Here is an 18,805-nt window from a genome sequence, read left to right on the forward strand (position 1 = left end):
AAAACCCCGCCGAAGCGGGGCTTTGCAGACTGTTTCCCTGACATCCATTTCACTCCGCCATCCTGGCAGAATCCTACGTGTCCGTGTTGTTGCTTTGCGCTTCCTGCGCGACGTCCATGTGAAGTAGATTATCCGTGGATCCAATCTGGCGATAGAGGACGATTAGCAGCACGTCATGTAAGAGATTGCTTACACGCACGCCTCGCCCCTAGAACAGTGCTTCATCCATCAGGAACAGCGATTCGCTACCGGCTTTCACCGACGCGCTCAACGAGTGAATACGCGGCAACAGGCGCGCAAAGTAGAAGCGCGCCGTGCCCAGCTTACTGGCATAGAAATCGTCTTCGGTCTCTTTGCCCAACGCGGCCTTGGCCATGCGTGCCCACATATAGGCATACGCCATGTAACCAAACGCGTGCAGGTATTCCACCGATGCCGCGCCGATTTCATTCGGGTTGGTCCTGGCACGGTCCAGCACCCAGGCGGTCAATTCATCCAGGTTGTCCACCGCCGCGCCGAGCGGGCGGGTGAACTCGCCCAGTTGCGCGCCGGCACTGGCGATGAACTGGCGGATCTCATCGGCGAACAAGGTATAGAACGCGCCACCGCTGCCGACGATCTTGCGCCCCATCAAATCCAGCGCCTGAATACCATTGGTGCCTTCGTAGATCTGAGTGATGCGCACATCACGCACCAATTGCTCCTGGCCCCACTCGCGAATGTAGCCGTGGCCACCAAACACTTGCTGGCCGAGCACGGTGGTTTCCAGGCCCAGGTCGCTGAGAAACGCCTTGGCGACTGGCGTCAGCAACGCCACCAGATTGTCGGCGCGCTCACGGGCGGCAGCGTCTTCGCTGAACTTGGCGATGTCCAACTGCGTGGCCACGTAGGTGGAAAACGCACGACCGCCCTCGTTCGCCGCCTTCATGGTCAGCAGCATGCGGCGCACGTCCGGGTGCACGATGATCGGATCGGCCGGTTTGTCCTTGGCTTGTGCGCCCAATGGCGAACGGCTCTGCAGCCGGTCGCGGGCATATTCAATCGCGTTCTGATAGGAGCGCTCACCGGAAGCGAGGCCCTGGATACCCACCCCCAGGCGCTCGTAGTTCATCATGGTGAACATCGCCGCCAAGCCACGGTTGGGCTCACCGACGAGGTAGCCAACGGCTTCGTCGAAGTTCATCACGCACGTCGCGGAGGCCTGGATGCCCATCTTGTGCTCGATCGAGCCGCAGGTCACCGGGTTGCGTGCACCAAGGCTGCCGTCGGCGTTCACCATGAACTTGGGGACCAGGAACAGCGAGATGCCTTTGGGACCCGCCGGTGCATCAGGAAGCTTGGCCAGCACCAGGTGGATGATGTTTTCGGTCAGGTCGTGTTCACCGCCGGTAATGAAAATCTTGGTGCCGCTGACTTTGTAGGAACCATCCGCTTGCGGCTCGGCCTTGGTGCGAATCATGCCCAGGTCGGTACCGGCATGGGCTTCGGTCAGGCACATGGAACCGGCCCATTCGCCGGAATACATCTTCGGCAGGTAGGTGGCCTTGAGTTCGTCGCTGGCGTGGGTATTGATCGACACACAAGCGCCCGAGGTCAACATCGGGTACAGGCCGAACGCCAGGCTGGACGAGTTGATCATCTCCTCGACTTGCGCCGACACCGCCTTGGGCATGCCCATGCCGCCATACACCGGGTCGCCGCCGACACCCACCCAGCCGCCTTCGGCATAGGTCGCGTAAGCCTGCACAAAACCGTCCGGCGTGCTGACGGCACCGTCCACCCAATGGCAGCCTTGCTCATCGCCAGCACGGCTTAACGGCGCGATGGATTTGGCGGTGACCTTGCCGGCCTCTTCGAGGATGGCTTCAACGGTTTCGGCGTCAACCGTGTCTGCCAGGGCAGGCAACTGCGCCCAGGTGGTGGCGACGTCAAAAACTTCGTTGAGGACGAAGCGCATATCACGCAACGGCGCTTTGTAATCAGCCATGGCAAACCTCGTGAGAACGTGAAAAGTGATTCGATAGGATCGGTTTTACAGGCTCCGAGTGTACCCGAACAACTTTTAAGACACATAGGGTCCGTTCGTGACCGACAAGTATTTACAAGTCACGAACGATCCTGTTGCCCGCACATCTACAGGGAAAACGCCTGCGCCGGCAAGCTCATCAGGCATTCGCTGCCCGCCTCCACTGCTGACCGGTGCATCGTGGTGCGCGGCAACAGGCGTTTGAAATAAAAGTCACACGTCGCCCGCTTGGCCTGGGCAAACCCTGGGTCGTCGTGCGCCTGAGCCGCAATCGCCATGCGCAACCACAGGTAGGCGAGGATGATGTAACCGCTGTACATCAGGTAGTCCATGGCCGCCGCTCCCACTTCGTCGGGGTTGCTCATCGCGGCCGTGCCGACCTTCAGCGTCAGCTCACCCCATTGCTGGTTCAACTGGTCGAGTTGCTCGACATGGGCCTTGAATTGCGCATGCTCGGCATTGGCGGCGCAGAACTTATGCACGATTCTGGTAAAGCCGCGCAGCAACTTGCCCTGGCTGCCCAGCACCTTGCGCCCCAGCAGGTCGAGCGCCTGGATACCGTTGGTGCCTTCGTAGATCGGCGCAATGCGCGCATCACGGGCCAGTTGCTCCATGCCCCACTCGCGAATATAGCCATGGCCACCGAACACCTGCATACCGTGGTTGGTCACCTCCAGCCCGGTTTCGGTCATGAAGGCTTTGCAGATCGGTGTGAGGAAGGCCAACAGGTCTTCGGCCTCCTGGCGCTGGCCGGCGTCGCTGCTCAGGTGCGCGGTGTCGAGCAACTGGGCAGTGAAGTAGGTCAGCGCACGATTGCCTTCGTTGAAGGCTTTCATGGTCAGCAACATGCGGCGTACATCGGCATGCACGATAATCGGGTCGGCGGCTTTTTCCGGGGCCTTGGCGCCGGTCAACGAGCGCATTTGCAGGCGCTCGCCGGCGTATTTGATCGCGCCCTGGAAGCTTGCCTCGCCATTGCACAACCCCTGCATCCCGGTGCCCAGGCGCGCGTGGTTCATCATGGTGAACATGCAGTTGAGGCCTTTGTTGGCCTCGCCAATCAGGAAGCCCTTGGCGCCGTCGAAGTTCAGTACGCAGGTGGCCGAGGCCTTGATGCCCATCTTGTGCTCGATGGAGCCGCAGTGCACGGCGTTGCGTTCACCGGAGTCGGCATGGAACTTGGGCACGATGAACAGCGAGATGCCCTTGGTCCCCGCCGGTGCATCCGGCAGCTTGGCCAGCACCAGATGGATGATATTGGCACTCATGTCGTGCTCACCGGCCGAGATGAAGATCTTGCTGCCGGTGAGCGCATAACTGCCATCGGCCTGGGGAATGGCGCGGGTTTTGATCAAGCCCAGGTCGGTGCCGCAGTGGGCTTCGGTCAGGCACATGGTGCCAGTCCACTCGCCGGCGGTGAGTTTGTGCAGGTACGTGGCTTTCTGTTCGTCGGTGCCGTGGGCGTGGATCGCCGACATTGCACCGTGGGTCAGGCCCGGGTACATGCCCCAGGACGTATTGCTGGAGCCGATCATCTCGCTCAGCACCAGCCCGAGGGACTGCGGCAAACCCTGGCCGCCGTAGGCCGGGTCCGCCGCCACGCCGTGCCAGCCGCCTTCCACGTACTGGGCGAAAGCCTGCTTGAAGCCCTTGGGGGTGGTCACGACGCCATTGTCGAAATGGCAGCCCTCCTCATCGCCGCTGCGATTGAGCGGCGCGAGTACGTTTTCGCAGAACTTTGCGCCTTCTTCGAGAATTGCACTGACCATGTCGGGGCTGGCGTCCGTCGCGCCCAGGGCCGCGTAGTGGCCATGAAAATCGAACACGTTGTCGATCAGAAAGCGCATGTCGCGCAGGGGAGCTTTGTACTCAGGCATGGCAGTGTCTCCGGCGGCAGATGATCCCAACCTACTGCCGGCCAACGCCGCGAACAATCACTGTAGCGCTGCTGAATACAGCGCCATTACTCAACCGGCAGCGCTTTCCATGCGCACGGCACCGCGACGGTTCTGCCCGGCGGCGATCACGCAGTTGCGCCCGGCGCCCTTGGCGGCATAGAGCGCCTGATCGGCGCACTTGAGCACTTCTTCAGGACTACGCTGCTCGGCCTGGCGCTCGGCCACGCCGATGCTGACCGTCACCGACACACTGGACGCACCGCTGGCGGCCCGACGCTGGCGACCTTGATGATCGTCATTGGGGCGGTCCGGGTTGCGCAACTTGATCGCATAGTTGGCAATGATTTCGCGGATCTCCTCCAGGTGCGGCAGGCATTCATCCAGGCTCTTGCCGGCAAACACCACGGCAAATTCTTCACCGCCGTAACGGTAGGCGCGCCCGCCGCCGCTAACCTTGGACAGCTTGCTCGCCACCAGGCGCAACACCTGGTCGCCCACGTCATGGCCGTGGGTGTCGTTGAAACGCTTGAAGTGGTCCACGTCGCTCATCGCCAACACATAGTTGCGCCCCAGCCGCTGCATGCGTTCGTTGAGGGCGCGGCGGCCCGGCAAGCCGGTCAGCTCATCGCGAAAGGCCATTTGATACGCCTCATGCGCCACACCGGCAGCGATCATCAGCATCACCTGGCTGCACATGATGTTGAGCGTAAACGGCAGGATGAAGGTTTGCGGCAGCATCCAGAACATCCCCAGCAACCCCACCAGTTGCGCGGCGTGCAACGGGCGCGGCTGATACCAGTACTGGGCGGCCAGGGTGATAAAGCCAATCAGAAACATCGGGTATGCAAGCTGGATCAGGCTCATCCAGGCGCCATGCAGCGCCGGCCAGCGAATCTCGGCCAACCAGTCCAGCACCCCTTGTGGATAGCTTTGCTCCAGGGCCAGCGCCACGCTGCCGACGGCCAATAGCACCGCGCAGCGTGCGACGAAGTCACGGAACAGGTGGGTCTTTTCCTGCCACAGCGCGTACACGCTGAACAGCAACGGCAGCAGCAGGCAGCACAGGTGAAACACCACGGCCGCGTCTTCGCGCACGCGGCCATTGTCGCGGTAGAAATCGGTCTGGGTGTCCAGCAGAAAATACGTGATGTACACCGTGATCATCAGGAACAGCTCACGCTGGCGCCGATACACCGTGCAGTACGCTCCGCCGAGCAACAGCACCAGGGTCGGCAGCACGTTGAACAGCGAGGTGAAGAAAACGTTGAGGTCCTTGAGGTAGGCAGCCGAAAGCCCAGCCAGCAACAGCAGCAAAGAGGGAAGGAAATGACTGAAGCGCACAGCGGACACGCGTGACAAGGGTAGAACTCCGACCCGCAAAAAATAATGGCATGGTGCTACTACTCAGCCAGTTAAACACAACCCGTCCGACCTGTATCACATTGCCATCACTGTAACGGCACGCTTCATTAAACCCTTAGTGTCAGCGCGCATTTTTCGGATCGGCTGAAACCGCATGTGGGAGGGGGCTTGCTCCCGATGGCGGTGGGTCAGTCAAATAGCTATCGACTGACAGGCCGCTATCGGGAGCAAGCCCCCTCCCACATTGAGCGCATTTCAATGCTTGGCCAGCGGCTTTCGCACGGGCAAAAAAAACCGCTTCCCCGAAAGGAAGCGGTTTTTCTGAACCCGGTAAGGCTTAGTAAGCCAGGCCGAAGTCTTCTTCTTTCATGTCCATCAGGTTATTGGCGCCCGACAGCATGGTCGCTACATGAGTGCGGGTACGCGGCAGGATGCGCTGGAAGTAGAAGCGCGCGGTCTGCAGCTTGGCGGTGTAGAACGCCTCTTCGCTGGTACCGGCGGCCAGTTTTTCGGCGGCCAGGCGTGCCATGTCGGCCCAGAAGTAAGCCAGGCACGCGTAACCGGAGTACATCAGGTAGTCCACCGAGGCGGCACCGACTTCTTCACGGTCTTTCATCGCGGCCATGCCGACCTTCATGGTCAACTCGCCCCACTCTTTGTTCAACGCCGCCAGCGGTGCAACGAATTCCTTGACGGCGTCGTTGCCTTCGTTGGCCTGGCAGAACTTGTGCACGATTTTGGTGAAGCCCTTGAGCGCTTCGCCCTGGGTCATCAGTACCTTGCGGCCGAGCAGGTCGAGGGCCTGGATGCCGGTGGTGCCTTCGTACAGCATCGAAATGCGGCTGTCGCGAACGTTCTGCTCCATGCCCCACTCAGCGATGAACCCGTGACCGCCGTAGATCTGTACGCCGTGGTTGGCGGACTCGAAACCGACTTCAGTCATGAATGCCTTGGCGATCGGAGTCATGAAGGCCAGCAGGCCGTCGGCCTGTTTCTTGGCTTCGTCATCGGTGCCGTACTTGACGATGTCCACTTGCTTGGCGGTGAAGTACACCATCGCACGGTTGCCTTCGGCGAAGGCTTTCATGGTCAACAGCATGCGGCGCACGTCAGGGTGCACGATGATCGGGTCGGCGGCTTTTTCCGGCGCTTTCGGGCCGGTCAGGGAACGCATTTGCAGGCGGTCACGCGCATATTTCAGGCCACCCTGGAAACCGATCTCGGCGTGGGCCAGGCCTTGCAGCGCGGTCCCCAGGCGAGCGGTGTTCATGAAGGTGAACATGCAGTTCAGGCCTTTGTTCGCCGGGCCGATCAGGTAACCGGTGGCCGCGTCGAAGTTCATCACGCAGGTGGCGTTGCCGTGGATGCCCATCTTGTGCTCCAGGGAGCCACAGGTCACCGCGTTGCGCTCGCCCACCGAACCATCGGCGTTGGGCAGGAATTTAGGCACGATAAACAACGAGATGCCTTTGGTGCCGGCCGGTGCATCCGGCAGGCGCGCCAGCACGATGTGGACGATGTTATCGGCCATGTCGTGCTCACCGGCCGAGATGAAGATCTTGGTGCCGGAAACGTTGTAGGAACCGTCAGCCTGAGGTTCGGCCTTGGTGCGCAGCATGCCCAGGTCGGTACCGCAGTGCGGCTCGGTCAGGCACATGGTGCCGGTCCACTCGCCCGACACCAGCTTGGTCAGGTAGGCCTCTTGCTGCTCCGGCGTGCCGTGCTCGGAAATAGTGTTCATCGCACCGTGGGACAGGCCTGGGTACATGCCCCACGACCAGTTGGCTTCGCCGACCATTTCACTCACGGCAAGGCCCAGGGACTCCGGCAGGCCTTGGCCGCCGTGCTCCACGTCATGGGCCAGGCTTGGCCAGCCGCCTTCGACGAACTGTTTGTAGGCTTCTTTGAAACCAGCAGGGGTTTTAACGCCTGACTCGCTCCAGGTACACCCTTCGATGTCACCCACGCGGTTCAGCGGCGCCAGCACTTGCTCACAGAACTTGGCGCCTTCTTCGAGAATGGCGTCAACCATGTCCGGAGTAGCGTCCTGGCAAGCCGGCAGGCTCTGATAGTGCGCTTCATAACCGAGCAGTTCGTCACGAACGAAGCGAATATCACGCAAGGGGGCCTTGTAGTCAGGCATAGCGATAAACCTCTGCTGATGTATCTGGGATGAACAACCGCATGGATGAGTCAGGGCGGTCAAACAGGTGTTTGAAACATACGTTTACGACCTGGGGTTGTCAAGCGTCGGCCCGCTGCCGTTTGTCTTGATGCGGATCAATGGCGCGCACGGCAAAGCCTGTGGCGTGGTGCCACATGATTAAGAGAAGTGTAGGAGTCCAGCGCGAGGGCACAAAATGCATGTGGGAGGGGGCTTGCCCCCGATGGCGGCAGGTCGGCTATGAATAAGCTGGCTGATGGACCGCTATCGGGGGCAAGCCCCCTCCCACATTGTGCAGTGCATTCAGCGTGAGGATCAGGCGTAGGTATCGATCAGCGTACCGAGCATTTCGTCCGAAGCCTTGGCGACTTTCGCGCCAAGCTCCACTTGAAACTTGCCCTGGGCCATTTCGACCATATTGCTCGCCGAATTGGACGCCTGAGCGCGATCGTTGGCTTGCAGACGGTCGCTTTGCGCGGCCGATGGCTGGGACGTCGCGGCGCTGGCGATCTTCCCAGCGGCCTGGTCGACACGGTTCTGCCCGGCCTGGATGGTGCTCAGGCCCGAATAAAACGCGCTGCTTCCAGAGATTTCCATGGCGTAAGCCTGCCTTTAGAGAATCGTGAGAGCCAATTGAACCAGACATCCTGGTGAAAGGCCCGTTAAAAACACTAATGGCACATTGCCTTAGCGATAGCCAAAATCAGTCAAGCAGGTCCATTTCCAGGTAAGCGGCCACCGCGGCTGCCCCGGCATGCTTGAGTTTCGGTACCCGTCCAAGGCAAGGCGCCGGTAAACGCTCGGCCAGGGTGGCGAGGTTCTCTTCCAGACGAGAGGTCTTCGGGTCGATGATATTGGCCACCCAACCGGCCAGCGGTAATCCATCGCGCGCGATCGCTTCGGCGGTGAGCAGCGCATGGCTGATACACCCCAGACGCACCCCCACCACCAGGATCACCGGTAACTTGAGCGCAATGGCCAGGTCCGACAGGTTGGCTTGATCGGCCAGCGGCACGCGCCACCCCCCTGCGCCTTCGATCAACGTGAAGTCCGCTTTGTGCTCGAGCACTCGCTGCATCGGCTGGAGCAGCGATTGCACCGTCAGCGCAACGCCCGCCTCACGTGCCGCCAGATGCGGCGCAATCGCAGGTTCAAACGCCACCGGGTTGACCTCGGCATAGGTCAACGGCAACGAACATTCGGCTAGCAGTGCCAGGGCATCGGCGTTACGCAAGCCGTTGGGCGTGATCTGGCAGCCGGAGGCCACGGGTTTTCCCGCCGCCGTGGTTTTGCCCGCTTGGCGCGCGGCATGCAGCAGGCCGGCGGCGATGGTGGTCTTGCCCACGTCGGTGTCGGTACCGGTGATGAAATAAGCGGCGTTCATAGAGGTTTCTCCAGTACGGCGTACACCACCTGGTACGTAGCGGGCAAGCCCTGGACCTGACGGAGCTGTTCGTAAGCCTGGACCAGTGCCGCAACCCGCGCGCGGCCGGTCAACCCTCCCGGGCGACCCGGGTTGAGGTTATGTGCGCCCAGGGCTTTCAGCTCATGGGTCAGGCTGCGCACGTCCGGGTAATGCAGGACATGGGGCCGCCGTTCCAGGCTGGTCACCCGAAAACCGCTGGCTGCGCACAGTTGCTGATAAGCCTCGAAGGTGCGGAAACGGTTGACGTGAACCCAGCCATCCGCCGCGCGCCAGCTCTCGCGCAGCTCATCCAGCGTGCCCACGCACAGGCTGGCAAAGGCCAGCACGCCGCCCGGTTGCAGCACGCGAAGGGCTTCACTGAGGACTGCGTCGAAGTTCGCACACCACTGCACCGCCAGGCTGGAAAAAATCAGCGCATAGCTTTCAGCATTCAGCGGTAAGCGTTCCGCATCACCGGCGATGAAGTGCTGCGCGCCGCCTGAAGGCCGCGCATGGTTGAGCATGCCTTCGGCAATATCCAGCGCGGTGCCTTGGCTGGCAGGTAGCCGCTCAGCCAGTGCGCGGCTGAAATAGCCCGTGCCGCAGCCCAGATCGAGCCAGCGTTGTGGCGCGAGTCCCGCCGGTAATTGCGCGAGCAGGGCATGGCCCACCGCTCGCTGCAACTCGGCCACGCTGTCATAACTGGCCGCAGCCCGGGAGAACGACGCGGCCACCTGGCGCTTGTCGGGCAAGGCGCCCGGCAGGTGGGGATGGGATAGATCAGTCATCGACGCACTCATGCAAAAAAGCCTGGATGGCCCCCGCTACACCGTGGGGGTCCTCCAGAAGAAAAGCGTGACCGGCCTGTTCAATCAGGCCGATTTCCACATCGGGCAGCAGCGCCAGCAAGTCACTGGCGGCTTCGGCGGGCACCAGCCCATCCTGACCGGCAAACAGGTGCAGTTGCGGCCCGCGAAAGGCCTGCAACGCGGCGCGGGTGTCCAATTGGGCAAGCAATTCCAGGCCGGGCATCAACACGCTGGGCGAGGTGTTCGGTGCCCCACTGACCAACAGACGCGAGAGCCCGCGCGGGTCGGCCGCGCCCTTGGCGCACAACAGGCCAAAGCGCTTGAGGGTGACCTGGGAGTCGGCGTGGCAGCCGGCGAGGAACGCGTCGAATGTGTCGGCAGGCATGGCCTGCGGCCAAGCATCATGGGCGACAAAACACGGATTGCTCGCCAGGGTGAGCAACCCGCAGCAACGCTCCGCGCGTCGTGCCGCCAGCTCCGAGGCGAGCATGCCGCCCAGGGACCAGCCGCCGAGCCAGGCATTGTCGGGCAGCGTGGCATCCAGTTCGTCGAGCCATTCGGTCAAGTCGCTGGAGTCCAGGGCCGGCAACGGTTCGATCTGCACGTGCAAGTGTTCATTCAAGCCTTGCAACGCCGCGGCCAGCGGTTCCAGCGGCGATACACCCAGGCCCCAGCCGGGCAGCAATACCAGTCGATCACGCATGCTCGGGCTCCATGGTGTTTAACAACCGGAAACACGCTTGCAATGCGTTTAACAATAGCTGCACCTGCGCTGCGCTGTGGGCCGCCGTCAACGTCACGCGCAAACGGGCGCTGCCGGCGGGCACGGTGGGGGGACGGATCGCGGTCACCATCAGCCCGCGCTCGCGCAGCATCTGCGACAGGCGCAAGGCTCGCGCGCTGTCGCCCATCAGGATCGGCTGGATCGGCGTAAAACTGTCCATCAACTTAAGGCCGATCTGCTCGGCGCCCTGGCGGAACTGACGGATCAACCCGTTGAGGTGCTCGCGGCGCCAATGCTCGGTGCGCAGCAGCTCCAGGCTTTTGAGGGTGGCGCACGCCAGCGCCGGCGGCTGGCTGGTGGTGTAGATGTACGGCCGGGCGAATTGAATCAGGCTTTCGATCAGTTCTTCACTGCCCGCCACAAAGGCACCGGCGGTGCCGAACGCTTTACCGAGGGTGCCGACCAATACCGGCACATCTTCCTGGCTCAAGCCAAAATGCTCGACGATGCCCGCGCCGTTGGCCCCCAGCGGGCCGAAACCGTGGGCGTCATCGACCATCAACCAGGCACCTCTGGCCTTGGTTTCACGGGCCAGCGCCGGCAAATCGGCGAGGTCGCCGTCCATGCTGAATACGCCATCGGTCACCACCAGAGTGTTACCGGTGGCTTTCTCCAGGCGCTTGGCCAGGCTGGCGGCGTCGTTATGCAGGTAACGGGTGAAACGTGCCCCGGACAGCAAACCGGCATCCAGCAACGACGCATGGTTCAGACGATCTTCCAGCACGGTGTCGCCCTGCCCCACCAAGGCGGTGACCGCGCCGAGGTTGGCCATGTAGCCGGTGGTAAACAGCAATGCACGCGGGCGCCCGGTCAGGTCGGCCAGGGCTTCTTCCAGCGCGTGGTGCGGCGTGGCATGCCCCACCACCAGGTGCGACGCGCCACCGCCCACGCCCCAGCGGGACGCACCGGCGCGCCAGGCCTCGATCACCTGCGGATGGTTGGCCAGGCCCAGGTAGTCATTGTTACAAAACGCCAGGAGCGGCTTGCCGTCCACCACCACTTCCGGGCCCTGGGGGCTCTGCAGCAAGGGGCGTTGACGGTAAAGGTGTTCGGCACGGCGGGCAGCGAGGCGCGCGGCGAGATCGAAAGACATGCAGGCCTCGATTCAGCAGGGTGTTCGCGGTTCAAAAGGTGGGAGGGGGCTTGCCCCCCTCCCACATTTGGAATGCATTTCAATCAAACGGCGGCGGCGTTGTAAAACTGTTCGCTGCTCTTCTGCTCCACCAACGCCTGTTCAATGGCGGCCTGATGCACTTCGTCGGCATGCTCTTCCCGCGCCTCCGGCAGGATCCCGAGGCGCGAGAACAGTTGCATGTCCTTGTCCGCCTGCGGGTTGGCGGTGGTCAGCAGCTTGTCGCCGTAGAAGATCGAGTTGGCACCGGCAAAGAACGCCAGGGCCTGCATCTGCTCGTTCATCGCTTCGCGGCCGGCCGACAGGCGCACATGGGATTGCGGCATCAGGATGCGCGCCACCGCCAGCATGCGGATGAAGTCGAACGGGTCGATGTCCTCGGCGTTTTCCAACGGCGTACCGGCCACCTTGACCAGCATGTTGATCGGCACCGACTCCGGATGCTCCGGCAGGTTGGCCAATTGAATCAGCAGGTTGGCGCGGTCATCCAGGGACTCACCCATGCCGAGAATACCGCCGGAGCAGATCTTCATCCCCGACTCACGCACATAGGCCAGGGTTTGCAGGCGTTCGCTGTAGGTGCGCGTGGTGATGATCGAACCGTAGAATTCCGGCGAGGTATCGAGGTTGTGGTTGTAATAGTCGAGGCCGGCCTGGGCCAACGCGACGGTCTGGTCCTGATCGAGACGGCCGAGGGTCATGCAGGTTTCCAGGCCCATGGCCTTCACGCCTTTGACCATCTCCAGCACGTAGGGCATGTCTTTGGCCGATGGATGTTTCCAGGCGGCGCCCATGCAGAAACGCGTCGAACCGATGGCCTTGGCGCGCGCAGCCTCTTCGAGGACCTTTTGCACCTCCATCAGCTTTTCTTTTTCCAGGCCGGTGTTGTAGTGACCCGACTGCGGACAATATTTGCAATCTTCCGGGCAGGCGCCGGTTTTGATCGACAGCAGGGTGGACACCTGCACGCGGTTGGCGTCGAAATGCGCACGGTGCACGGTCTGCGCCTGGAATAGCAGGTCATTGAACGGCTGCACGAACAGGGCTTTGACTTCGGCCAAAGACCAATCGTGACGCAGGGTGGCAGAGGTGCTGGCGCTCATGGGTGATTCCTTGATTATGCTTTGACTAACGCTGCGGGAAGGGCAATACCCACAGGCACGACACGGATGCTCGGCATATTTAAGGAAGATTCATGCACTGTCAACCAACCCACAAACACCAGGTTTACATCTGGTTAAAAAGCGTACAATCCTGTTTGATCTGCGATGAGCGCGCCGAAAGCGCCGATTGCGTCTGCAACGCCTGCGAGACCGAGCTACCGTGGCTGATGGAGTGCTGTGAAGTCTGCGCCCTGCCCTTGCCCATGGACGGATTGGTGTGCGGTCAATGCCAGACACATCCGCCCGCGTATAAACGCGTGATTGCGCCCTGGACCTACAGCTTCCCGGTGGACAGCCTGATCAGCCGGTTCAAGCATCAGGCGCGCTGGCCGTTGGGGCACCTGCTGGGACGCTTGCTCGGGCGGCTGTTGCAGCATCGGTTCGAGAATGCCGAACTCACCCGCCCCGATTGCCTGCTGCCGGTGCCGATGCCCCCCAAACGTCTGCGCCAGCGTGGCTATAACCAGGCCGTGATGCTGGCGCGCTGGCTCAGCACCGACCTGGACATCCCCTGCGATGAACACCTGTTGCTACGTCCCCAGGAAACCATCGCGCAACAAGACCTCGACGCCAAAACGCGCAAACGCAACCTGCTCGACGCCTTCGCCCTGGCACCCGGCGCCCGGGTGCAGGGTCGCCACCTGGCGTTGGTGGACGACGTGCTGACCACCGGCGCCACCGCCCACAGCCTGGCGCGGTTATTGATGAAGGCCGGCGCGCGCCAGGTCGATGTGTATTGCCTGGCCCGCACGCCCAAACCCGGCACGTGACTTGACTCCCGGACCGCCGGGCGGCAACGTCCGCTCATTCCAGCCAGGCGTCATCCCATGTCACTGCCCTCGCCGCTCAGCCAGCACATCATCCGCCGCCCTCAGCGCATCGCGTTGCTGGCGCATATCGCCGAGCAGGGCTCCATCACCCGTGCCGCCAAAAGTGCCGGGTTGAGCTACAAGGCCACGTGGGACGCCATCGATGAACTGAACAACCTGGCGCAAACGCCGCTGGTGGAGCGCAGCGTCGGCGGCAAAGGCGGTGGCGGCGCCAGGCTGACGAGTGAAGGTGAACGCGTGCTGCGCCTATATCAGCGCCTGCAAGCCTTGCAAGCCGAGGTACTTGCAACAGACGAAGCAGCCCGCGACTTCAATCTGCTGGGCCGCCTGATGCTGCGCACCAGTGCGCGCAATCAACTGCACGGCCAGGTCAGCGCCATCGAGCGCCATGGGCGCAATGACAGGGTGCGCCTGGAACTGGCGGGTGGCCTGTATCTGGATGCACACATCACACACGACAGCACGCAACGGCTGGAGCTGGAGCCCGGCGTGGAAGTGGTCGCCCTGATCAAGGCCGGCTGGCTGGAATTATTGGCCATCGGGCAAACCGCAACACTTGGACACAATTGCTTGAGCGGTGTGATTGAGACGATTCACGACGCTGAAGACGGCCCCAGCGAAGTCCGAATCGGCCTGCCAAGCGGTCAGGTGCTATGTGCCCTGGCGCAGCCCGCCGCACTGAGCGCACTCAACGCCGCGCCTGGCCAGCCGGTCCAGGTGCAATTCGCCCCCGGCCAGGTATTGCTTGGCACGCCGGTGTAGCCGGCACCCGCCATCAAACTGCAACAATTTCGTCACGCCCGCTCCTTAAGGTGTCTGCAAAAACCGTAAGGAGCCTGACATGAGCCTGCTGGAAGAAAACCAAGCCACCGACCTCGAACAGATGGTCGGCCTCACCCGTCGCCGCTTTATCGGTGCCGGCGCCCTGTGCGGTGCGGCGATGTTCCTGGGCGGCAACCTGCTCAGTCGCAGCGCCCTGGCCGTGAATGCCGTCTCTGCCAGCCCGTTGCTGGGCTTTACCGGCATCGCCGCCGCCACCAGCGACACCATCAGCCTGCCGCCCGGCTACAGCGCCTCGGTGCTGATCAGCTGGGGCCAGCCCTTGAGCAAGCAGGCGCCGGCCTTCGATCCCTCCGGCAACGGCACGGCCAAGGCCCAGGAACAGCAGTTCGGCGACAACAATGACGGCATGAGCCTGTTTCCCTTCCCCGGCGACGACAACCGCGCCTTGATGGCGATCAACAACGAATACACCAACTACCGCTACCTCTACGCCCACGGCGGCGCACCGCAATCGGCCGAAGACGTGCGCAAGGCCCTGGCCAGCGAAGGCGTGTCGGTGATCGAAATACAGCGCAAGGGCGATACCTGGCAGTTCGTCCAGGACTCACGCTATAACCGGCGCATTCACGGCAACACGCCAATCCGCCTGAGCGGCCCCGCCGCCGGCCACGATTGGCTGAAAACCGGCGCCGACAACACCGGCAAGAACGCCTTGGGCACCTTCCAGAACTGCGCCAACGGCAAGACCCCGTGGGGCACTTACCTCACCTGCGAAGAGAACTTCACCGACTGTTTCGGCAGCAGCAACCCCCAGCAGGTCTTCGACGCCGGGCAAAAACGCTACGGCGCGGTCGTCGCCAGCAAAGACATCAACTGGCACCCGCACGACCCGCGCTTCGACATGGCCACGAACCCCAACGAACTCAATCGTCACGGCTGGGTGGTGGAAATCGACCCGTTCGACCCGCAATCCACCCCGGTCAAGCGCACCGCCCTGGGCCGTTTCAAGCACGAAAACGCGGCCCTGGCCGAGACCCGCGACGGACGCGCCGTGGTGTACATGGGCGATGATGAACGTGGCGAATTCATCTACAAGTTCGTCAGCCGCGATCCGATCAACCACGACAACCCGAAGGCCAACAAGGATTTGCTCGATCACGGCACCTTGTACGTGGCGATCTTCGACGCGGGCAATGGCGATGCCGATCATCCCAAGGGCAAGGGCCAGTGGGTCGAGCTCACCCATGGCAAAAACGGCATCGACGCCGGCACAGGCTTTGCCAGCCAGGCCGAAGTGCTGATCCATGCGCGCCTGGCCGCCAGCGTGGTGAACGCCACGCGCATGGACCGCCCGGAATGGATCGTGGTCAGCCCCATCGACGGCCAGGTCTACTGCACCCTCACCAACAACGCCAAGCGCGGCGAAGACGGCCAGCCGGTGGGCGGGCCCAACCCGCGTGAGAAGAACGTCTATGGCCAGATCCTGCGCTGGAAAGCCGACGCCGATAACCACGGTGCCACGGACTTCACCTGGGACCTGTTCGTCGTCGCCGGCAACCCCGGCGTACACACGGGCGCGCCGAAGGGCGGCTCGTCCAACATCAACCCGCAGAACATGTTCAACAGCCCGGACGGCCTGGGTTTCGACAAGGCCGGCCGCCTGTGGATTCTCACCGACGGCGACTACAGCAACGCGGGCGACTTCGCCGGCATGGGCAACAACCAGATGCTGTGTGCCGACCCGGGCACCGGGGAGATTCGTCGCTTCATGGTCGGGCCGGTGGCGTGTGAAGTCACCGGGATCAGCTTTTCGCCGGATCAGAAAACGCTGTTTGTGGGTATTCAACATCCCGGTGAAACTGGCGGCTCGACGTGGCCGGAGCATCTGCCGAACGGCAAGCCGCGTTCGTCGGTGCTGGCGATTCGGCGCGATGATGGCGGGGTTGTCGGCGCCTGACAGGTCCTCATCGGGGGCAAGTCGAATCGTCGCACCGCCCCTCCCACCTTTAACTGTATTCACAAATCAAGTGTGGGAGGGGGCTTGCCCCCGATAGCAATAGCACAGCCACCACCTATCTCAGCCCCGGTGCGTTACCATACCCGGCCGGACGCGGCGACCTGCTGCGCGCAGGAGTTCGCATGGCCCACCCGTTTGAAACACTCACCCCTGATCTGGTTCTCGACGCCGTCGAAAGCATCGGTTTTCTCAGCGATGCGCGCATTTTGGCGCTCAACAGCTACGAAAACCGCGTGTATCAGGTGGGCATCGAAGATTCCGAGCCCCTGATCGCCAAGTTCTACCGGCCGCAGCGCTGGACCAACGAAGCGATCCTGGAAGAACACCGTTTCACCTTCGAACTGGCTGAATGCGACGTGCCGGTGGTCGCGCCGCTGATCCACAACGGCGCAAGCCTGTTCGAGCATCAGGGTTTCCGCTTCACCCTGTTTCCACGCCGTGGCGGCCGCGCGCCGGAGCCGGGCAACCTCGACCAGCTCTATCGCCTCGGGCAACTGCTCGGCCGTTTGCATGCCGTGGGGTCCACCCGCCCGTTCGAACACCGCGAGGCCCTCGGCGTAAAGAACTTCGGTCATGATTCCCTGACCACCCTGCTCGAAGGCAACTTCATTCCCAAGAGCCTGCTACCGGCCTACGAGTCCGTGGCCCGCGACCTGCTCAAGCGCGTGGAAGAGGTCTACAAGGCCACCCCGCACAAGAACATCCGCATGCACGGCGACTGCCACCCCGGCAACATGATGTGCCGCGACGAGATGTTCCACATCGTCGACCTGGATGACTGCCGCATGGGCCCGGCGGTGCAGGACCTGTGGATGATGCTCGCCGGCGATCGCCAGGAATGCCTGGGCCAATTGTCGGAATTGATGGACGGCTACCAGGAGTTCCACGACTTCGACCCGCGGGAACTGGCCCTGATCGAACCCTTGCGCGCCCTGCGCCTGATGCACTACAGCGCCTGGTTGGCGCGGCGCTGGGACGACCCGGCATTTCCCCACAGCTTCCCGTGGTTTGGCAGCGAGCGCTATTGGGGTGATCAAGTGCTGGCGTTGCGTGAGCAGCTGTCGGCCCTCAACGAAGAACCGCTGAAACTCTTCTGACTGCTGCGCTTTAGGTGGGAGGGGGCTTGCCCCCGAAGGCGGCCTGTCAGCTGAGACATATCGCGACCGATACCCCGCTATCGGGGGCAAGCTGAACTGGTCAAGTAATCTTGGACACTGATTAAGGTTCACGCCGCCAACCTTTCCTTCACGACCGGCGACCGGTAGTCGTTGTAGCTATGAGGCCTGCTGATGTTGTAGCGCGAGACATAGCGCTGCACGTCTGCTCGGGCCTCATGTTCCAGTTTGTAGCCCGTTTCAGGCACCCACTCTGATTTCAAGCTGCCAAAGAAACGCTCCATCGGGGCGTTGTCCCAGCATTCGCCTTTACGGCTCATACTCTGCCTAAACCCCTGTTTCAGCAGCTCGTTTCGGAATTTATGACTGGTGTACTGACAACCTTGGTCAGAATGAAACAACACATCCTGGGGATGGCCGCGTAGCTCAACCGCCATGCGTAGCGCTTCGCAGGTCAGGTTGGCATCAGAAATCATCGAGAACGACCAGCCCACGATCCTGCGAGCGTACAAATCCAGAACGGCGGCGAAGTACATCCACCGCTTGCCGACCTTGATATATGTCACGTCGCCACACCACACCTGATTAACCGCCGTCACATCAAATTTTCGCTTGAGCACGTGCGGCGCCACCAAGGCCTCCACGCCCGGCGACCTGTACTTATGGCGCCTGCGCTGACGGCTGGCGATGCCAGCTTCGCGCATCAAACTGCGAGCCATATAACGCCCGATACGATGCCCTTTGGCTTGTAGCTCCTTGGACAACGTACGTGCACCGGCCGACTCTCTGGACGCCTTGTGGTGCCTGACCAGCGCGGCTTTGAGCTTATCCCTCTCAGGATTTGCTCTGCCTTGGCGCTGGCGCCAGGCGTAGAAGCTACTGCGGTTGACCCCAAACGCCTGGCAACACCTTTTAACGCCGTACTGCTCGTCCAGCTCATCGATCAACGTGAATGATCTTTGGCGTCCAAAAGCAGGAGAGCACTGGCCTTTTTTAGAATTTCGATATCCAGGTCTTTCTCTCTGAGCAGAGCTTTGAGCCTCTGGATTTCTCGTTGATCAGCAGTAATCGCCTTGGCCCCTACCGGGGTCGAGCCCAAGCGTTCTTTTTGCACTTGATCGACCCAGCGGCGCAGGGCTGTGGGGCCGATATCCAGGGTGGCACACACCTCGGTAACCGGCTGACCTTCATCCAACACCATGCTGGCAGCCTTGAGCTTGAACTCACTCGAATAAGATTTACGCATAACCAAACACCTCAGATTTGGGCGCTATCATAGCGCCCGATTGAAGTGTCCAAAATCATTAGGCCAGTTCA

16 protein-coding genes are annotated in these 18,805 nt (G+C 62.0%); 4 read left to right on the forward strand and 12 right to left on the reverse strand.

Annotated features, from left to right (window positions below; genetic code table 11):
• Positions 1-208 precede the first annotated feature (208 nt).
• The 10 genes from BFQ04_RS11565 to bioB all read right to left on the reverse strand — a co-directional run bounded on the left by BFQ04_RS11565 (position 209) and on the right by bioB (position 12,683).
• Positions 209-1,987, reverse strand: coding sequence for an acyl-CoA dehydrogenase C-terminal domain-containing protein (locus BFQ04_RS11565; protein WP_065950936.1), 1,779 nt, complete (start codon positions 1,985-1,987; stop codon positions 209-211).
• Positions 1,988-2,133: 146 nt separating this feature from the next.
• Entirely contained in the window at positions 2,134-3,903 is a 1,770-nt protein-coding gene (locus BFQ04_RS11570) for an acyl-CoA dehydrogenase C-terminal domain-containing protein (RefSeq protein WP_065950937.1), read from the reverse strand.
• Between the two features lie 90 nt (positions 3,904-3,993).
• Positions 3,994-5,283 carry a GGDEF domain-containing protein gene (locus BFQ04_RS11575; protein ID WP_065950938.1) on the reverse strand — a complete coding sequence of 430 codons (1,290 nt, stop codon included), beginning with the start codon at positions 5,281-5,283 and terminating at the stop codon, positions 3,994-3,996.
• 340 nt (positions 5,284-5,623) lie between these two features.
• Entirely contained in the window at positions 5,624-7,429 is a 1,806-nt protein-coding gene (locus BFQ04_RS11580) for a phenylacyl-CoA dehydrogenase (RefSeq protein ID WP_065950939.1), read from the reverse strand.
• A gap of 336 nt (positions 7,430-7,765) precedes the next feature.
• Positions 7,766-8,047, reverse strand: a complete 282-nt coding sequence (locus BFQ04_RS11585) for a pyrroloquinoline quinone biosynthesis protein PqqE (RefSeq protein ID WP_065950940.1) — start codon at positions 8,045-8,047, stop codon at positions 7,766-7,768.
• Positions 8,048-8,153: 106 nt separating this feature from the next.
• Positions 8,154-8,834 carry a dethiobiotin synthase gene (bioD, locus tag BFQ04_RS11590; RefSeq protein ID WP_065950941.1) on the reverse strand — a complete coding sequence of 227 codons (681 nt, stop codon included), beginning with the start codon at positions 8,832-8,834 and terminating at the stop codon, positions 8,154-8,156.
• On the reverse strand, positions 8,831-9,643 hold the full coding sequence (gene bioC, locus BFQ04_RS11595) for a malonyl-ACP O-methyltransferase BioC (protein WP_065950942.1): 813 nt from the start codon (positions 9,641-9,643) through the stop codon (positions 8,831-8,833). The genes bioD and bioC overlap by 4 nt, the downstream gene beginning before the upstream one ends.
• Positions 9,636-10,367, reverse strand: coding sequence for an alpha/beta fold hydrolase (locus tag BFQ04_RS11600; protein WP_065950943.1), 732 nt, complete (start codon positions 10,365-10,367; stop codon positions 9,636-9,638). Before BFQ04_RS11600 ends, bioC begins: the two co-directional genes overlap by 8 nt.
• Complete coding sequence (bioF, locus tag BFQ04_RS11605; RefSeq protein ID WP_065950944.1) at positions 10,360-11,541, reverse strand: 8-amino-7-oxononanoate synthase; 1,182 nt, start codon at positions 11,539-11,541, stop codon at positions 10,360-10,362. Before bioF ends, BFQ04_RS11600 begins: the two co-directional genes overlap by 8 nt.
• A gap of 83 nt (positions 11,542-11,624) precedes the next feature.
• Positions 11,625-12,683 carry a biotin synthase BioB gene (gene bioB, locus BFQ04_RS11610; RefSeq protein ID WP_065950945.1) on the reverse strand — a complete coding sequence of 353 codons (1,059 nt, stop codon included), beginning with the start codon at positions 12,681-12,683 and terminating at the stop codon, positions 11,625-11,627.
• Positions 12,684-12,775: 92 nt separating this feature from the next.
• On the opposite strand from bioB, the gene BFQ04_RS11615 reads away from it, so the two are divergent.
• The 4 genes from BFQ04_RS11615 to BFQ04_RS11630 all read left to right on the forward strand — a co-directional run bounded on the left by BFQ04_RS11615 (position 12,776) and on the right by BFQ04_RS11630 (position 17,470).
• Positions 12,776-13,513, forward strand: a complete 738-nt coding sequence (locus tag BFQ04_RS11615) for a ComF family protein (RefSeq protein ID WP_065950946.1) — start codon at positions 12,776-12,778, stop codon at positions 13,511-13,513.
• Between the two features lie 57 nt (positions 13,514-13,570).
• The gene (locus tag BFQ04_RS11620; RefSeq protein ID WP_065950947.1) at positions 13,571-14,335 is read left to right on the forward strand and encodes a TOBE domain-containing protein; all 765 of its coding nucleotides are present in this window, start codon (positions 13,571-13,573) and stop codon (positions 14,333-14,335) included.
• A gap of 79 nt (positions 14,336-14,414) precedes the next feature.
• The gene (locus BFQ04_RS11625) at positions 14,415-16,313 is read left to right on the forward strand and encodes a PhoX family protein (RefSeq protein WP_065950948.1); all 1,899 of its coding nucleotides are present in this window, start codon (positions 14,415-14,417) and stop codon (positions 16,311-16,313) included.
• A gap of 182 nt (positions 16,314-16,495) precedes the next feature.
• Positions 16,496-17,470, forward strand: coding sequence for a serine/threonine protein kinase (locus BFQ04_RS11630; RefSeq protein ID WP_003176519.1), 975 nt, complete (start codon positions 16,496-16,498; stop codon positions 17,468-17,470).
• 128 nt (positions 17,471-17,598) lie between these two features.
• Here BFQ04_RS11630 and BFQ04_RS11635 read toward each other — a convergent pair whose 3' ends face one another.
• Together BFQ04_RS11635 and BFQ04_RS30400 are read right to left on the reverse strand one after the other, a co-directional pair.
• Entirely contained in the window at positions 17,599-18,435 is an 837-nt protein-coding gene (locus BFQ04_RS11635) for an IS3 family transposase (RefSeq protein WP_065949523.1), read from the reverse strand.
• Positions 18,432-18,734: a transposase gene (locus tag BFQ04_RS30400; RefSeq protein ID WP_065949522.1), complete on the reverse strand. Its 303-nt coding sequence runs from the start codon at positions 18,732-18,734 to the stop codon at positions 18,432-18,434. The genes BFQ04_RS11635 and BFQ04_RS30400 overlap by 4 nt, the downstream gene beginning before the upstream one ends.
• Between the last annotated feature and the right edge of the window lie 71 nt (positions 18,735-18,805).

Source organism: Pseudomonas sp. 37 R 15 (assembly GCF_900004865.1).
GTDB lineage: Bacteria > Pseudomonadota > Gammaproteobacteria > Pseudomonadales > Pseudomonadaceae > Aquipseudomonas > Aquipseudomonas fluorescens_AM.

What these genes read in the sequence shown, in the direction of transcription:
- BFQ04_RS11565 (WP_065950936.1), bottom strand. Translation starts at nt 1,987, where the DNA reads ATGGCTGATTACAAAGCGCCGTTGCGTGATATGCGCTTCGTCCTCAAC.
- BFQ04_RS11570 (WP_065950937.1), bottom strand. Translation starts at nt 3,903, where the DNA reads ATGCCTGAGTACAAAGCTCCCCTGCGCGACATGCGCTTTCTGATCGAC.
- BFQ04_RS11580 (WP_065950939.1), bottom strand. Translation starts at nt 7,429, where the DNA reads ATGCCTGACTACAAGGCCCCCTTGCGTGATATTCGCTTCGTTCGTGAC.
- BFQ04_RS11585 (WP_065950940.1), bottom strand. Translation starts at nt 8,047, where the DNA reads ATGGAAATCTCTGGAAGCAGCGCGTTTTATTCGGGCCTGAGCACCATC.
- bioD (WP_065950941.1), bottom strand. Translation starts at nt 8,834, where the DNA reads ATGAACGCCGCTTATTTCATCACCGGTACCGACACCGACGTGGGCAAG.
- bioC (WP_065950942.1), bottom strand. Translation starts at nt 9,643, where the DNA reads ATGACTGATCTATCCCATCCCCACCTGCCGGGCGCCTTGCCCGACAAG.
- BFQ04_RS11600 (WP_065950943.1), bottom strand. Translation starts at nt 10,367, where the DNA reads ATGCGTGATCGACTGGTATTGCTGCCCGGCTGGGGCCTGGGTGTATCG.
- bioF (WP_065950944.1), bottom strand. Translation starts at nt 11,541, where the DNA reads ATGTCTTTCGATCTCGCCGCGCGCCTCGCTGCCCGCCGTGCCGAACAC.
- bioB (WP_065950945.1), bottom strand. Translation starts at nt 12,683, where the DNA reads ATGAGCGCCAGCACCTCTGCCACCCTGCGTCACGATTGGTCTTTGGCC.
- BFQ04_RS11615 (WP_065950946.1), top strand. Translation starts at nt 12,776, where the DNA reads ATGCACTGTCAACCAACCCACAAACACCAGGTTTACATCTGGTTAAAA.
- BFQ04_RS11620 (WP_065950947.1), top strand. Translation starts at nt 13,571, where the DNA reads ATGTCACTGCCCTCGCCGCTCAGCCAGCACATCATCCGCCGCCCTCAG.
- BFQ04_RS11625 (WP_065950948.1), top strand. Translation starts at nt 14,415, where the DNA reads ATGAGCCTGCTGGAAGAAAACCAAGCCACCGACCTCGAACAGATGGTC.
- BFQ04_RS11630 (WP_003176519.1), top strand. Translation starts at nt 16,496, where the DNA reads ATGGCCCACCCGTTTGAAACACTCACCCCTGATCTGGTTCTCGACGCC.
- BFQ04_RS30400 (WP_065949522.1), bottom strand. Translation starts at nt 18,734, where the DNA reads ATGCGTAAATCTTATTCGAGTGAGTTCAAGCTCAAGGCTGCCAGCATG.